Raw genomic sequence first — 13,397 nt, 5'->3', positions numbered from 1 at the left:
CCGTGAATTTCCAAAAGGGCTCTTAGGCGGAAGTATTGGGTTAAAATATGTTGAATCATTAAAAAATACTCTGCCATTTTTTACAGACATTACACCTGGAACAATATTCCTTAATGTCGGCGATGGTACAAAATTGACAAGAATAGACCACAGCTCGGTATCAATATTCCGAGAAGATAAGTATGATACTTCATGGGTTCGAATGGGGCTGGTAGGAGACGGGGACGGGACGGCTTTAGGTCTTGCTGCCTACCGTACCAACAAGGGTGAGGATGGGAAAACCCTTAATGGATCTTATATCAGCCCATCCAGTGTAAGAGTGACAGATACCAATAATAAATTAAGGTCTATAATAGGTTCAGTTGGTCTGACAACAACCAACATAGGATCTACAGAAATCACCGCACCCTCAACAATAGTTTTGTTTGATAAGGACGGAAAGGTCCTCTACCGCCTTCCCGCGTATTAACGACTACCAAGGCCCCGCAAAACCTTGTTCACACCTTCATACCCGCGCCACCCTGCGGGTATGTTCGCGCCATAGCTAGGCTCAGGACCTATTAATTCATTGAACTGAGCGAGACGTTGTGATTCACAGGCTTACCAATGGAGGTGAGGCTGTGAGTGAGTTGTTTTTGATTTCGGAGAGCCAGATGGAACGGATCAGTCCATTTTTTCCGCTGGCGCATGGAGTTCCGCGTGTGGACGACCGACGCATCCTGAGCGGGATCGTTTACGTGATCCGCAACGGGCTTCAGTGGAAAGGCGCTCCGAAAACGTATGGCCCGCACAAGACTTTATACAATCGTTTCATTCGCTGGAGCCGCCTCGGTGTCTTCGACCGGATCTTCGTCGCCCTGACAGAACAGGCTGGCCGTTCAAAACGCCTGATGATCGATGCGACGCACCTTAAAGCGCACAGAACGGCAGCGTCTCTCCTCAAAAAGGGGCTTTTCCCCGCCATATCGGACGCACAAAAGGCGGCCTGAACTCAAAGCTTCATGCCATGTGCGACGCTCAGGGGCTGCCTGTCCACCCTCATCTGACTGCGGGACAGGTCAGTGACTTCAAAGGCGCAGACTTACTTCTTGCAGATCTCCCCGACGAGACAGACGAACTCATCGGGGACAGAGGCTATGACAGCAACCGGATGAGGTTATCGCTTGCAGAACGCAATATCACTGCCTGTCTTCCCCCGAAGAAGAACCGGAAATCAAAGCTGCCTTACAACTGGCATCTCTATAAGAAGCGCCATCTAATCGAAAACATGTTCGCAAAGCTGAAAGACTGGAGGCGTGTCGCGACCAGATACGACCGCTGCGCGCACACTTTCATATCCGCTATCCACATCGCGGCAAGCTTCATCTTCTATCTCAAAGAATGAGTCCTGAGCCTAAGATGTGATAATAGCTGGTATCACGTCTTGACCAGCCTTAGGCAGCTACGAGCCTGCTCACATGAATAGCACTCTCATGCGCCCGAGCCTGCGCCATATCAAAAGCTGCCTGCATCTTCATTAAGGTATCGGCCTTCACGCCAAACGCCTTCTCAAATCGAATAGCCATGTCGGCCGACAGGCTGGCTCGACCGTTCAACAGGGCGCTGACAGCCTGACGCGATACGCCAAAATGAGAGGCCAGCGCTGAGACAGAAACCCCAGTCGGTTCCACGATTTCAGTTTTGAGCCACTCTCCCGCATGGGTGGCCAGAGAGGCGTGCATTTTAAGAGCCATGATAGTCCTCCAGATCCATATCTTCGATTGCGCCAAGGTCATTCAGTCGGAAAGTCAGGCGCCAGTTACGCGTGACTGTCATTGACCACGTTCCCTCCCGGTCACCAGTCAGAGCATGAAGGCCGTAGTTAGGGGGAACAGACAGTTCATCTAAAGACGATGACGCATCAATGTACGCCAGCATCTTGCGCAGGCGGCCCACATCTCCCACCAGTCCCTTGGGATTTCCGGTCTCAAAGAAGCGCTTCAGGCCTTTGTGTGAGATGCTCTCGATCTGCATACCGTAATGTATTGCTTTACACCTATGCCGTCAAGCATCGCTTTACACTCCCGTTCCTTACTTTCGGTAGAACTCTTCCGCACGCCTGCTTTTCCGCAACTCTCGGGACAAATCCTCAGATGAGGCTTGCTCCTCTCAAATACAGCCAACCCGTAACTCTCGAATGCATTGCTCCTGCTGCTCAATAATCTCCTGAGCCACCAGCAATGCACGAGCCAGCAGGAGGGTATTATCTTCCGGCGGAGGGATATTGGCTGCCTGTTCATTTTGAACACTCGCCGCCCCTGATGGGCTCCGCTCACCCTTCAGCCATTCCAGGCCCTCCGGGCCGTTTTGCCACCATCGGATGATTTCATCCTGATACACATCCGGCATCAACTTGGGGTAACGGGAGACCATAGCGACAGTGCTCCAGCCTCCATCATACTGAAGGCGCATGATGTCCTTGTGAACGCAGTAGTGCCAGGATGCCCAATGTGTGACGCAGGCCATGCGGTGTGATTTCAGGCAAGAACCACTCTTTTTCTCTGCGCGCGCCTTTGGGCGTCCACCTCCGAACAGTTCCCCGCAAACCAGCCCGTTTACAAGCGTAGGACCAGCCGGATTTGATCTGGCCACCATATGTCATGATAGGCCTCGTTGGAAGCCGTCTTCTGGCCGCCGGGCCGAAACACCCTGCCCTCTCGCCAAGGTAGAGAAGTCAGGGTCCGAATGACGGTCGGAGGCAGATCAACATGCCGCTCATTGCCCTGTTTCTGCCAGACCACACAGCGCGCACCTTTCAGATCGACGGAATGCCAGTCCAGTTCAATGGCTTCGGACATGCGGCAACCGGTCCCAATCAGGAAAATCAGCAACGGCTGCAAATGAGGCGCAGCAGCCTGCACCAGACGTGTCGCCTCTTCAGGCCGGAGAAAGGCCGTCCGGGCTTTATGGGCCTTCGGTCCCTTAAAGGCAGGGCAGTCACACCAGCCTCTTATGGCCGCAAACTCCAGCACTGATCTTAAAGGCGTTATCACACTTCGGATTTTCGTCGTCGCCCTGGCACTCGCGGCATCAGTCAAAATGGACTGGCAGGCTTTATCGACACTGGCCTGCGTGATTTTGCTCAGTTGGGCATCTCCGAAATATGCAAGAAGCCGCTCCAGGTATCTCTGCGTCGCGGGTGAACGCTGCTCTGCCTCCAGATAGGCTGTCACCGCCTGCCTGAATGTGACCACGCCCCTCCGGCCGTAGATATGTTCAGTCCATAGTTCCGCATGCCGCTTGGCAAGATACTGCTCTGCCTCCTTGCGATTGCCTGTCCGGGTGCTTTCATAAATGCGCCGTCCACCCACAGTGCCTCTGACATAGAAATTTCTATGATGCGCAACGGTCACCAGCTTTAAGGGCATGATGCAGCCCTCTTTCCAGCTTACCTGTTCAATATGAACACCTCCGCTTGTACCTGCTGCTAGTCACGCGCACTGTTCATTATGAACAGCAGAGCAGGACAGATGGCCGGACAGCATAAGAACAAACTCCATCTCGACCGTCTGGCGAAAATATGGGCGCTGGCTGAGCGGGGAGACGCCGGAGAGCAGGCCGCGGCGCGCAACCGGGCCGAGGCTCTGGTTAAGCCCCATGGCTACACGGTGGCGGATGTGCCTGACCTGCTTCTCACGGAGGGGTATCTGGACGACGAGCCCCAGCCCTCCGCAGGCGGCTTCACCTTCTATGACATGAGCAATCCGGCACACCAGCGCGTATATGCCAAGGCTGAGGAAAAGAAGCGTGCAGCATGGCGTATGGCCAACCGCGCCAAGACGGATGAAGTGCTGGCGCGCTATGGCTCCGAAGAGGCTGTGTTCGCGCATACCGCCGAAGAAAAGGCTTATGATGCAGTAATCAAGCATTTCAGTCCGAGCTTACGCGTTCGTGCAGCCCTCGCCACGGTCAAGACCTGGCCCGGCATCATTCCCAATGCCATTGTGGAGGTGGCGGCTCCAAGCTACCTCCGCCTTCTGGCATCCGTCCGTGCTAACAGTTCTGCTGGACCAAGGTAAAGCTTGTCGAAGTGCTGCCTTGTGAAATTTATGCAGACGAAATTCCTACGCACAGAATTATGCTGATCAGTTCACATATTTCAGGACTTCAAGTGTAGGAGCAACGATCATCTCCCCAGAAGCTGCTGTGTATTTTATGGGATCAACGCCTATCACAACTGCAACTTTACCGTACTGAATATGACCGTTTGGATCCTGCACAATCGTTTCATAAGTGTCCGAACTAGACGGCAAACTATCAATAATCAGGACGGTATTTTCATCAATCCATTGGCGTCGGCCAAAGCGGGACGCAATCAGGATTTCGTAACATTTCCCCTTAGCGGCGTACGGGTCATTAAAACCTATAATGAGGTTCATAGGCTGAGGTTGTCCGGGACAAACTCCCGATATTGGGTCAGCTGGAGCTGATGCTACGGGTTGCTGTGGCGGGGCATAACTTACTGGAGGGGCAGAAGTGGCTGGCACTTGTTGCGGCGCATTGGCACCTGACAATACAACCGCGTCAGCATCTGAAATAAACCCATCGTCTGAAGGCCGGTGGGACACGCGCTGCCATGTAGCAATGGCATCCCGAGTGGCCTCGCCGTACACGCCATCAGCAATGCTACCAGCGGGAAGATATCCAAGATCAATAAATTTTTGCTGAAGCGCGATATGCTGGTCAATCGGGCGGCTGGCCTCTTCTAAGGCGCTTCCGGATAAGCGGACTTTATACTTCTGCGTTATCTCGTCCATCTTCGAGATGTAACATTGTGGATCGGCCTTTGGTAAGGTTCCGTCCATCGCGTCAGGGGCAACGCACACCTTCAGCGCGTCATCATCAGCAATCGCCTCTTGCTTGAGTGCCTTCCAGCCAGCTTTCCCGACGATCTGCCTCAGCGCGTAGTACGTCTGGTCAAAAATCAGCTCATGCTTGGCCGCTTCACTATTCTGGCAAAGCATCGTGGCGATGCTATCTTTGGAATGATCTGCTGAGCAGTTGAAGTCGGGTTTATATTCTTGCGCCCAAGCAGCCGCCGGAAGAGATGATAGCGCCACTATCATTAAAAATCGTTTCAAAGCTTTTTCCACTATTTTAGTAGCGCTATCCGCGCGCAATGATTGCTTGCTCAATAGCTCGTTTTAAGATCCCCGCAACCGCATAATCGCGACTCACCAAAACGCGACTTTCACCACTACAAGAGCGAAAGCGAAAATAATATTTGGGGTGAGTTGCCAGATAAACAAAAATGCAGCCAATAAATAAAGAGAGGATTGAGGCTATCGTTTCATTGCTCCCGTCGCCTGTGTGTGAGTAGATTTCAACACCAACTGTAATTGCAGAAACAGCAGCAACGACGAAAAGGACGATGGCAATAATCCAATACGTCTGCGTGTTTTGCTCGCCAATTGAAACACAATCAACGTTAGCCGTGGCAAAGGATGAGTCCCCATAACGAATAAGCGTTTTGGTGACTGAAATTTGCCCCTGCTTATAAAAATATTCTTCGCTCAAATCTTCCTCCATCAAATCACAACCAACTCACCACACCCCCATAGCGGGAACAAGTGCCCCTGTGGTGTTGGCTGTCTGAGGCCGTCAATCTTGAGAGGGCTCAGGTTGATTCTCGTAAGCACCAAATCCTCCTGACCAAGACGAAGACCTGCCGACATCGCGCTATCGCATGGGCGACGCCAAGAGGAGACGCTACGCCGTTTCTGGAGGCTGGAAGCAAAAGTGGGAGTAATTTACACGAACGAGACCACCAAGCAGGCCTATGCGAACTTCTTATCTAATGTCGGTCAGGTGCAGCTGCACACCTTTGCTGTGCGCAAGCTCAAGGCTGACGGGAACATTTACCGCCTCTCGCGCCATCTGGCGGCATAGCAGCGTAAAGGTGACTGAGCAAAATTATCTGGGATATTTGACTGTGGAGGAGCAGGAGCGCGTTCAGTTTAGCTCCGAGCAAGGCGTGCTGGATTAAGCGGGGTCCCCACAAAATCCCCCACACAAGGCAAAAATTATGTGGGGAGTTGCCCCACAAAAACCGTTAGAGGCGGGGAGAAATAATTCAATTAAATCAAGGAGATATATGGCGGAGGGGATGGGATTCGAACCCACGATACAGTTTAACCCGTATAACGATTTAGCAAACCGTCGCCTTCAGCCTCTCGGCCACCCCTCCGCAAGAAGAGTATGAAGTTTACACGACGTTTGCAGGGATGCTTTTAGGGGGTTCTGAGCGTTCCGTCAAACCCCCTAAAAGACTTATTTGCAGGTTATTTTAACGCTCTGCAAAAATTTATCCGCCGGACCGGACCGCCTCAGGCGTCCAGTCTGGACTTCAGCGCCCCGTTCACCAGAGCAGGGTTTGCTTTACCCTTGGTTTCCTTCATCACCTGCCCGACAAAGAATCCGAACAGCTTGTCCTTACCGGAGCGATATTCGGCCACTTTGTCTGCATGTTTGGTCATGACGGACTCAATTGCGGCATCAATCACGCCGGTATCGGTCACCTGACGCAGACCTTTTTTCTCCACAATGGCTTCCGGGCCTTCACCCGTCTCCACCATGTCTTCAAACACCTCTTTGGCAATCTTGCCGTTGATGGTGCCATCCGCAATCAGGTCCAGCATCTGGCCCAGCGCTTCCGCACTGACAGGGCTGGTTTCAATGGTCTTGCCGGTGCGGTTCAGGGCGGCAAACAGGTCACCAGTCACCCAGGAAACCGCCAGCTTGCCATCACGCCCTTTGGCAACGGTTTCATAAAAATCCGCAACAGCCTGCTCGGCGACCAGAACACCGGCATCATAGAACGGAATGCCGTATTCAGACTGGAAGCGGGCACGCTTGGCGTCCGGCAGTTCCGGCAGAGCGGCCTTCAGTGCGTCCACCCATTCCTGCTCAATCACCAGCGGCAGCAGGTCCGGATCCGGGAAGTAGCGGTAATCATGCGCATCTTCCTTAGAGCGCATGGTGCGGGTTTCACCACGAGCGGCGTCAAACAGACGCGTTTCCTGATCAACCTCGCCCCCGTTTTCCCAGATTTCAACCTGACGGGCGGCTTCAACCTCAATCGCCTGCATGACAAAGCGGATGGAGTTGACGTTCTTGATCTCGCAGCGCGTGCGGAACGGCTCACCGGCCTTGCGGACGGACACGTTCACGTCCGCGCGCATGGAGCCTTCTTCCATGTTACCGTCACAGGTGCCCAGATAACGCAGAATCTGGCGCAGTTTGCGCAGGTAAGCCCCGGCTTCTTCCGGCTCACGGATGTCGGGCTCGCTCACAATTTCCATCAGCGCCACGCCGGCCCGGTTCAGGTCCACCATGGATTTGGTAGGGTCCTGATCATGGATCAGCTTGCCGGCATCCTGCTCCATATGCAGGCGCGTAATGCCGATTTTCCGGGTTTCACCGTTGGACAGCTCGATTTCAATCGTGCCTTCACCCACAATCGGGTGGGCAAACTGGCTAATCTGATAGCCCTGCGGGAGATCCGCATAGAAATAGTTTTTCCGGTCAAACCGGCTTTCCAGATTGATGCGGGCATTCAGGCCCAACCCGGTCCGCACAGCCTGCGCCACGCATTCCTTGTTGATCACCGGCAGCATGCCGGGGAATGCGGCATCAACCAGACTAACCTGAGAGTTCGGCTCCGCCCCAAATGTGGTGGATGCCCCGGAGAACAGTTTGGATTTGCTGACAACCTGGGCATGGACTTCCAGCCCTACCACAATTTCCCAACTGCCGGTTTTGCCTTCAATCACGTAGCTCATACGCCTGCCTCCGCATGCAGGGTGGGCTTGTGGGCAAAGCCCGCAGCCGCTTCCAGCGCGCCGCCAACAGACAGCACGGTTTCTTCATCAAAATGTCGGCCAATAATCTGCAACCCAAGCGGCAGACCTTTGGAATCCAGCCCAACCGGCACAGACAGAGCCGGAACCCCGGCCATGCTGGCAGGCACAGTGAAGATATCGTTCAGATACATCTGCACGGGGTCATCCATATTCTCACCCTGCGCAAAGGCTGCACTCGGTGCGGTGGGGGTCAGCAGCACATCCACCTGCTCAAACGCCTGCACAAAGTCACGCTTGATGAGCGTGCGGACTTTCTGGGCTTTCAGATAATACGCATCGTAATACCCTGCGGACAGCACATAGGTACCCATCAGGATACGGTTGCGCACTTCCGGGCCGAAGCCTTCCGCACGGGTGCGTTCATAAATGCCGTCCAGTGAGGCAGCATCCTTACGCTCACCAAAGCGAATGCCATCATACCGCGCGAGGTTGGAAGAACATTCTGCCGGGGCAATAATGTAGTAGGTCGCCAGACCATATTTGGTGTGCGGCAGAGAGACATCGACCACTTCACAGCCAGCCTCACGCAGCCAGGCAATGCCCTGCTCCCACATTTTGGCAATTTCTTCCGGCATGCCGGGAGCGCGATATTCTGCGGGAATACCAACCCGCAGCCCTTTGACACTCTTGCCAACAGCCTTGGAAAATTCCGGCACCGGGCGGTTGGAGCTGGTGCTGTCTTTTTCATCAAAGCCAGCCATGGCTTCCAGCATCAGCCCGGCATCTGCCACGCTGCGCGTCATCGGGCCAGCCTGATCCAGAGAGCTTGCAAAGGCAATCGTGCCCCAGCGGCTGCAACGACCGTACGTCGGCTTCAGCCCGACAATCCCGCAAAACGCGGCAGGCTGGCGGATGGAACCACCCGTATCCGTGCCGGTTGCAGCCAGAGCCAGGCCAGCGGCCACAGCCGCAGCAGAACCACCGGAAGACCCACCGGGCACCAGTGCTGCATCATCACCCTGACGTTTCCACGGGTTCAGCACAGAGCCGAACGCGGAGGTAATGTTGGCGGACCCCATAGCAAATTCATCGAGGTTGGTTTTACCCAGAAAGACCGAACCGGCATCCAGCAGGCGCGCCGTCACGCTGCTTTCATACGGCGGCACAAAGTTGGCCAGCATTTTGCTGGCGGCGGTGGTTTTCACACCCTTTGTGCAGAACAGATCCTTCACGCCAACCGGCAGACCGTCCATCAGCCGGGCTTCACCCTTGGTATAGCGGGCATCAGCGGCATCAGCGGCGGCCAGCACATCCTGCTCGGGCAGAACCGTAATATAGGCGTTCAACTGCTTATTCAGGCGGCCAATGGCGTCCAGATGCGCCTGAGCAAGCTCACGGGCAGAAAATTTACGGGCTTCAAGCCCAGCACGCGCTTCGGTGAGCGTCAGTCCGGTCAGCATTATTCAACAACCTTGGGTACTGTATAGAAGGGGCCGGATTTTTCCGGCGCGCAGGAGAGGATGGCGTCCCGGCAGTTGCCGTCCGTCACCACATCCTCACGTTGACGCTGGGCCTCTGTCTCGGTGCCGACCATGGGGGGCACGCCCTCAACATCCACCTCAGAGAGCTGATCAACCCAGCCCAGGATGCCATCCAGCTTCTGGCGGACGGTTTCAAGCTCCGCATCTTCAAGGCCGATGCGGGCCAGTTTTGCAATACGTCGGGTGGTCGCGAGGTCGAGCGACATGAAAGCAGACTCTCTTCAGCTATGGAGGAAAAAAGCCCTAGCATAATCGGGCGCAAGGCAACATACCGTGCAGACATGGCTCTGTTCAACCTTACCGACCTCGCCGCCACTCTGGCCCGTGAAGCGCGCCTGCTAGGCATTGACCCCGGCCGCAAACAGGTGGGGCTGGCGATGTCTGACGTCTCCCGTATGGTGGCGACCCCGCTGGAGACCGTAAAACGCGGCAAGCTGGGCGCCATGGCGGAGCATATCCGCACGCTGGCGGCAAAGCATGGCATTGGTGGAATGGTGGTGGGCATCCCCCTCTCACTGGACGGATCCTTCGGGCCGGCGGCACAGGCCAGCAAGGACTGGGCTACCGCCCTGTCCGACCAGACCGGCCTGCCCGTCTGCCTGTGGGATGAGCGACTCTCCTCCTCCGCCGTCAACCGGATGCTGATTCAGGAAGCCGACCTCTCCCGCAGCAAGCGGAATGAAGTCGTGGATCAACTGGCCGCCGCCTATATTCTGCAAGCAGCTCTGGATTGCCTCCCGCGCACTTGAAACCTGCTGGCACTTCAATGCGTTATGGCCTGAAGACTGAAAACGAGGTCACGCCATGCTCCCGGCACGGGCTGATCTCACATTTGCCATAAAGCGACGGCAAGATATTTGTAACGTAGCAAAAGACGTATGGAGGCCATTTCAATGACGTTTGCGACATTCCGGATCGCCCTGACCACAATGCTGGGGGCCGCAGCCTTCACGCTCAGCCTGCCCGCAGCTCATGCAGAAGAACAGGGCCCCGTGAATCGCGCGTGGAATAACACGCGTCAGGCCACAGATACGGCGTGGGATAAGACCAAAAACGGGTCCGAAAAGGCTTGGGACAAGACCAAAGAAGGCACTAACAACGCCTGGGATAAGACCAAGAACGGATCCGAAAAGGCCTGGGACAAGACCAAAGAGGGCACCAACAACACCTGGGATAAAACCAAGAACGGATCCGAAAAGGCCTGGGACAAGACCAAAGAAGGCACGAACAACGCCTGGGATAAAACCAAAAACGGGTCCGAAAAGGCCTGGGACAAGACCAAAGAGGGCACCAACAACGCCTGGGATAAAACCAAGAACGGGTCCGAAAAGGCCTGGGACAAGACCAAAGAGGGCACTTCTGACGCTGCCCGGTCCACCAAGAACTGGGGCAAGCGCACCGGCAAGACCATTGGCAACTGGGGTGACAAGGCTGGCAAAGATATCAGCAACACCTTCTCTGGCGACAGCAAATAAGTGCTTTGCAACAGGGGTTCCCACCCCTGCGCTGCAAAAAAAGCCCCGTCCTCTTCTGGAGGCGGGGCTTTTCTGTATCCGATAAAGAAAACTATCAGCAGCCTATGAACAGGCGCGACGAGCCCTGCGACGCTGCGCCGACCGCACCCGGGCTGACGCACGCACTTTGCGGACAATAGCTTTCACACTAAGCCAGTATGCCCAAAATGCTGTCATGATAGCCTCCCAATACTACGATTTTTCAAAATAATGGATGATAATGTCTCCAGTATGACGGTTATTTCTCTAAATAGTCACAAATCATTGCCTCTATTATTTCATAGAAACGTCACATCCTGACCCATTAAGGGATGCTAGAACACCGTCAGTTCCGCTCACAAACGGCAGAAGACATTTGCTATGAAACGCTCTCTGACACCTGTCGGCACAACGCCCATCAATGAAAAGTGGCGTGAAGCCGTGCATGAAACACTCCGAAAAACCTTGCTCTACATCTGGGAACAACCGGACTACACGCCTCTTCAGGCGCGGCGGGATGCGCAGAGTGGCAAAAACCACTTTGTCTCCTCCACACCTGCTCTGGCCAGCCACACCGGACAATAACGCCCTCGGCACACGATGGTTTGCCCGAGATGTTTGACGGGTTGTGAAAAATCGACCACCCACTCTCCGGGGAAATGATTTTTCTGACCTGCGCACTCGTCCCCTTATGGGAACGGAACATCTTTCCAAACGTCTTTATGCGGACAGGCTTTTGCCTGAACGCATTCTGAGGGAGGAAAGTTTCCAGATGCACCATTTATCCCGTATCACATTTGCAATTGGCAGTATCATGCTGATGCTGTTGGCGGTGCTTCTGGCGACCTTTGGCATGTCAGGACTGGTGGAAACTCTCCTGCATTCATGGCAGGACGGCCAGAAGGCTGTGGTGCATGCCATTAGCTATGTCGTGATTTCCATGGCGGTCTTTGATGTCGCCAAATATTTTATGGAAGAAGAGGTTATTCTCTCCCGCGGCAAACAGACGCTGGGGGAAGCCCGCACCAGTCTGACAAAATTCATCACCTCCATCATTATTGCCGTTTTTGTTGAAGGTTTGGTGGGAATTTTTGAAACCAACAAGGAAAATCCGGTCACCATTCTCTATCCGGCGTCCCTCCTGCTTGTCGCCACAGGCATTGTGCTTGCTCTGGGTATTTATCAAAGACTGAGCGTGACGGCAGAACGTGAGAAGAAGCAGGACAATTTAACGGACTAAAAATAAATCATCTCGCAGTAACGGTATTTATTTTTAGAATTTTATCAAAAAATATTTATTACATATTTGCATTTGATTATTTCATAATTTTCTTTCTTGAATTGCGATATCAAGTGACGCTTTATGATTTTACGACATTTTTTATCGGATAATACTCATGACTGACGATTTTCGCCAAAAATTCAAAACATTCTCTGAGAGAATGGTAAACGTTGCTTCCAAGTGCATCAATGAGGAAGCAACGAAACTCTTCCTCGTGCTGCCGCTCGTCAATTTTCTGGGTTACGATACAATGAACCCAGATGAAGTCTGCCCCGAACATAATGCAGACTTCTCTGACAAATATAAAAACAGAGTGGATTTTGCCATTCTGAAAAATAATGAACCCGTTATCGCAATTGAATGTAAGGCCTTAGGCGCCCCTCTTAAAGACGACAGAGGACAATTGCGCTCTTATTTTAACGCCGCCCCAACAGTCAAAATGGGCGTCATCACAGATGGTATGGTTTACGAATTCTATGCGGATTCCGACGAACCAAACATGATGGACCCCAATGCTTTTCTTTCCTTCGACTTGCATGACATTGCCAAAGGGAAAATCGAAGATTCAGTTGTCGATGGCTTAAAAAGCCTCCAAAAATCAAATTTTGATCCAGAAAATATTGGCGCCGAAGCAAAAAGAAAGCTGGTTTTTCAGAACCTGGTCCAACAAATTGAAGATTTAGCGCAAAACCCAAGCGAACCTTTTGTTCGGCTACTTTTACAAAACATTGGCTTAAGTCACGTCCGCTCCAAAGCCATGACTGACTATATTGTGCTTACAAAAAGTGCCTTCAGCGAGTTTGTGAATCTGAGGATACTTCAACGACTGGACCTGCCTACAAAAGACAAAGAACCTGAAAAGCAACCTATTGCAGCCGATCTTCCAAAAGCAGACAGTGATCAAACCAAAGAGCCTGAAATAGTCCCTTCAGAAGAAGAAATTTATATTTTTGAATATACTAAGAAAAGATTAGCTTTTCTCTCAGACACAGATGAACTCTTCTCTGCTACAGATTCAATAGAATACAAAGATTACAAAGGGAAGTTTGTCGTCTATTACGGAAAAGAACGTGCAGGAAGACTGTTTGATTTCTATGAAAGTAAAGAAACAAAATATAAATTTGATTTTGGGCCGGATTTTGGAGGAGAAATCAGCACAGATTCTCTCGAAATCATCGACCAAAGCCTTCTGAATGTCTTTAAGGCGCGTGTTGAAGAGAGGTGGTCCCCATTTTTCGGA

At 52.9% G+C, this 13,397-nt stretch carries 19 protein-coding genes and 1 tRNA gene; 9 read left to right on the top strand and 11 right to left on the bottom strand.

Annotated features, from left to right (window positions below; translation table 11 throughout):
• A partial coding sequence (locus AD928_RS14925) for a hypothetical protein (RefSeq protein WP_167347336.1) occupies positions 1–469 on the top strand: 469 nt, incomplete at its 5' end.
• A gap of 151 nt (positions 470–620) precedes the next feature.
• A protein-coding gene (locus tag AD928_RS14360; RefSeq protein WP_156470069.1) for an IS5 family transposase occupies positions 621–1,384 on the top strand; the annotation gives its coding sequence in 2 pieces (ribosomal slippage) (positions 621–954 and positions 954–1,384; 765 coding nt in all).
• A gap of 49 nt (positions 1,385–1,433) precedes the next feature.
• Here AD928_RS14360 and AD928_RS02280 read toward each other — a convergent pair.
• From AD928_RS02280 to AD928_RS15150, 4 genes are all read right to left on the bottom strand, one after another.
• Complete coding sequence (locus tag AD928_RS02280; RefSeq protein ID WP_062247917.1) at positions 1,434–1,733, bottom strand: HigA family addiction module antitoxin; 300 nt, start codon at positions 1,731–1,733, stop codon at positions 1,434–1,436.
• Positions 1,723–2,013 carry a type II toxin-antitoxin system RelE/ParE family toxin gene (locus tag AD928_RS02275; RefSeq protein ID WP_062247915.1) on the bottom strand — a complete coding sequence of 97 codons (291 nt, stop codon included), beginning with the start codon at positions 2,011–2,013 and terminating at the stop codon, positions 1,723–1,725. The genes AD928_RS02280 and AD928_RS02275 overlap by 11 nt, the downstream gene beginning before the upstream one ends.
• 135 nt (positions 2,014–2,148) lie before the next feature.
• Complete coding sequence (locus tag AD928_RS15155; RefSeq protein ID WP_233419902.1) at positions 2,149–2,505, bottom strand: hypothetical protein; 357 nt, start codon at positions 2,503–2,505, stop codon at positions 2,149–2,151.
• An 89-nt stretch (positions 2,506–2,594) separates the two neighbouring features.
• Entirely contained in the window at positions 2,595–3,407 is an 813-nt protein-coding gene (locus tag AD928_RS15150) for a tyrosine-type recombinase/integrase (RefSeq protein ID WP_233419901.1), read from the bottom strand.
• 102 nt (positions 3,408–3,509) lie between these two features.
• Here AD928_RS15150 and AD928_RS02265 point away from each other — a divergent pair, with 102 nt between their 5' ends.
• On the top strand, positions 3,510–4,058 hold the full coding sequence (locus AD928_RS02265) for a hypothetical protein (RefSeq protein WP_233419900.1): 549 nt from the start codon (positions 3,510–3,512) through the stop codon (positions 4,056–4,058).
• 66 nt (positions 4,059–4,124) lie between these two features.
• On the opposite strand, the gene AD928_RS02260 is transcribed toward AD928_RS02265, so the two are convergent.
• From AD928_RS02260 to AD928_RS15360, 3 genes are read right to left on the bottom strand one after another with little or no spacing between them, the layout of a single operon-like run.
• Positions 4,125–5,174, bottom strand: a complete 1,050-nt coding sequence (locus AD928_RS02260) for a peptidoglycan-binding domain-containing protein (protein WP_156470068.1) — start codon at positions 5,172–5,174, stop codon at positions 4,125–4,127.
• Positions 5,146–5,556, bottom strand: a complete 411-nt coding sequence (locus AD928_RS02255) for a DUF6232 family protein (protein WP_062247912.1) — start codon at positions 5,554–5,556, stop codon at positions 5,146–5,148. The genes AD928_RS02260 and AD928_RS02255 overlap by 29 nt, the downstream gene beginning before the upstream one ends.
• A gap of 16 nt (positions 5,557–5,572) precedes the next feature.
• Positions 5,573–5,644: a DUF3761 domain-containing protein gene (locus tag AD928_RS15360; protein WP_082779696.1), complete on the bottom strand. Its 72-nt coding sequence runs from the start codon at positions 5,642–5,644 to the stop codon at positions 5,573–5,575.
• Between the two features lie 134 nt (positions 5,645–5,778).
• On the opposite strand from AD928_RS15360, the gene AD928_RS14705 reads away from it, so the two are divergent.
• Positions 5,779–5,928: a hypothetical protein gene (locus AD928_RS14705; RefSeq protein WP_156470067.1), complete on the top strand. Its 150-nt coding sequence runs from the start codon at positions 5,779–5,781 to the stop codon at positions 5,926–5,928.
• Positions 5,929–6,134: 206 nt separating this feature from the next.
• On the opposite strand, the gene AD928_RS02250 is transcribed toward AD928_RS14705, so the two are convergent.
• The 4 genes from AD928_RS02250 to gatC form a co-directional block, all read right to left on the bottom strand.
• Positions 6,135–6,226: transfer RNA gene (locus tag AD928_RS02250), tRNA-Ser, on the bottom strand.
• Positions 6,227–6,365: 139 nt separating this feature from the next.
• Entirely contained in the window at positions 6,366–7,820 is a 1,455-nt protein-coding gene (gene gatB, locus AD928_RS02245) for an Asp-tRNA(Asn)/Glu-tRNA(Gln) amidotransferase subunit GatB (RefSeq protein ID WP_062142066.1), read from the bottom strand.
• The gene (gatA, locus tag AD928_RS02240) at positions 7,817–9,301 is read right to left on the bottom strand and encodes an Asp-tRNA(Asn)/Glu-tRNA(Gln) amidotransferase subunit GatA (RefSeq protein ID WP_062247910.1); all 1,485 of its coding nucleotides are present in this window, start codon (positions 9,299–9,301) and stop codon (positions 7,817–7,819) included. The genes gatB and gatA overlap by 4 nt, the downstream gene beginning before the upstream one ends.
• Positions 9,301–9,588: an Asp-tRNA(Asn)/Glu-tRNA(Gln) amidotransferase subunit GatC gene (gene gatC / locus AD928_RS02235; protein WP_062247908.1), complete on the bottom strand. Its 288-nt coding sequence runs from the start codon at positions 9,586–9,588 to the stop codon at positions 9,301–9,303. The genes gatA and gatC overlap by 1 nt, the downstream gene beginning before the upstream one ends.
• Before the next feature lie 75 nt (positions 9,589–9,663).
• Here gatC and ruvX point away from each other — a divergent pair, with 75 nt between their 5' ends.
• From ruvX to AD928_RS02210, 5 genes are all read left to right on the top strand, one after another.
• Entirely contained in the window at positions 9,664–10,131 is a 468-nt protein-coding gene (ruvX, locus tag AD928_RS02230) for a Holliday junction resolvase RuvX (protein ID WP_062247923.1), read from the top strand.
• Positions 10,132–10,311: 180 nt separating this feature from the next.
• Positions 10,312–10,857, top strand: coding sequence for a Synuclein family protein (locus tag AD928_RS02225; protein WP_209436640.1), 546 nt, complete (start codon positions 10,312–10,314; stop codon positions 10,855–10,857).
• Positions 10,858–11,256: 399 nt separating this feature from the next.
• Positions 11,257–11,460 (top strand): hypothetical protein, encoded by a 204-nt coding sequence (locus tag AD928_RS02220; RefSeq protein WP_062247906.1) that lies wholly within the window; start codon positions 11,257–11,259, stop codon positions 11,458–11,460.
• Positions 11,461–11,647: 187 nt separating this feature from the next.
• Complete coding sequence (locus tag AD928_RS02215; RefSeq protein ID WP_062142063.1) at positions 11,648–12,115, top strand: hypothetical protein; 468 nt, start codon at positions 11,648–11,650, stop codon at positions 12,113–12,115.
• A 157-nt stretch (positions 12,116–12,272) separates the two neighbouring features.
• Positions 12,273–13,397, top strand: a 1,125-nt coding sequence (locus tag AD928_RS02210; RefSeq protein WP_156470066.1) for a type I restriction endonuclease, incomplete at its 3' end; no start/stop codon positions are given.

The sequence above is a fragment of the Acetobacter cerevisiae genome (assembly GCF_001580535.1).
Classification (GTDB): domain Bacteria; phylum Pseudomonadota; class Alphaproteobacteria; order Acetobacterales; family Acetobacteraceae; genus Acetobacter; species Acetobacter cerevisiae.
Note: the sequence above shows the minus strand (reverse complement) of the source record. Positions and strands in the feature narration are given on the sequence as shown.

Bases quoted from the DNA above. Each gene is read 5' to 3' on its own strand.
- AD928_RS02280 (WP_062247917.1), bottom strand. From the start codon at position 1,733: ATGGCTCTTAAAATGCACGCCTCTCTGGCCACCCATGCGGGAGAGTGG.
- AD928_RS02275 (WP_062247915.1), bottom strand. From the start codon at position 2,013: ATGCAGATCGAGAGCATCTCACACAAAGGCCTGAAGCGCTTCTTTGAG.
- AD928_RS15155 (WP_233419902.1), bottom strand. From the start codon at position 2,505: ATGGCCTGCGTCACACATTGGGCATCCTGGCACTACTGCGTTCACAAG.
- AD928_RS15150 (WP_233419901.1), bottom strand. From the start codon at position 3,407: ATGCCCTTAAAGCTGGTGACCGTTGCGCATCATAGAAATTTCTATGTC.
- AD928_RS02265 (WP_233419900.1), top strand. From the start codon at position 3,510: ATGGCCGGACAGCATAAGAACAAACTCCATCTCGACCGTCTGGCGAAA.
- gatB (WP_062142066.1), bottom strand. From the start codon at position 7,820: ATGAGCTACGTGATTGAAGGCAAAACCGGCAGTTGGGAAATTGTGGTA.
- gatA (WP_062247910.1), bottom strand. From the start codon at position 9,301: ATGCTGACCGGACTGACGCTCACCGAAGCGCGTGCTGGGCTTGAAGCC.
- gatC (WP_062247908.1), bottom strand. From the start codon at position 9,588: ATGTCGCTCGACCTCGCGACCACCCGACGTATTGCAAAACTGGCCCGC.
- ruvX (WP_062247923.1), top strand. From the start codon at position 9,664: ATGGCTCTGTTCAACCTTACCGACCTCGCCGCCACTCTGGCCCGTGAA.
- AD928_RS02225 (WP_209436640.1), top strand. From the start codon at position 10,312: ATGCTGGGGGCCGCAGCCTTCACGCTCAGCCTGCCCGCAGCTCATGCA.
- AD928_RS02220 (WP_062247906.1), top strand. From the start codon at position 11,257: ATGAAACGCTCTCTGACACCTGTCGGCACAACGCCCATCAATGAAAAG.
- AD928_RS02215 (WP_062142063.1), top strand. From the start codon at position 11,648: ATGCACCATTTATCCCGTATCACATTTGCAATTGGCAGTATCATGCTG.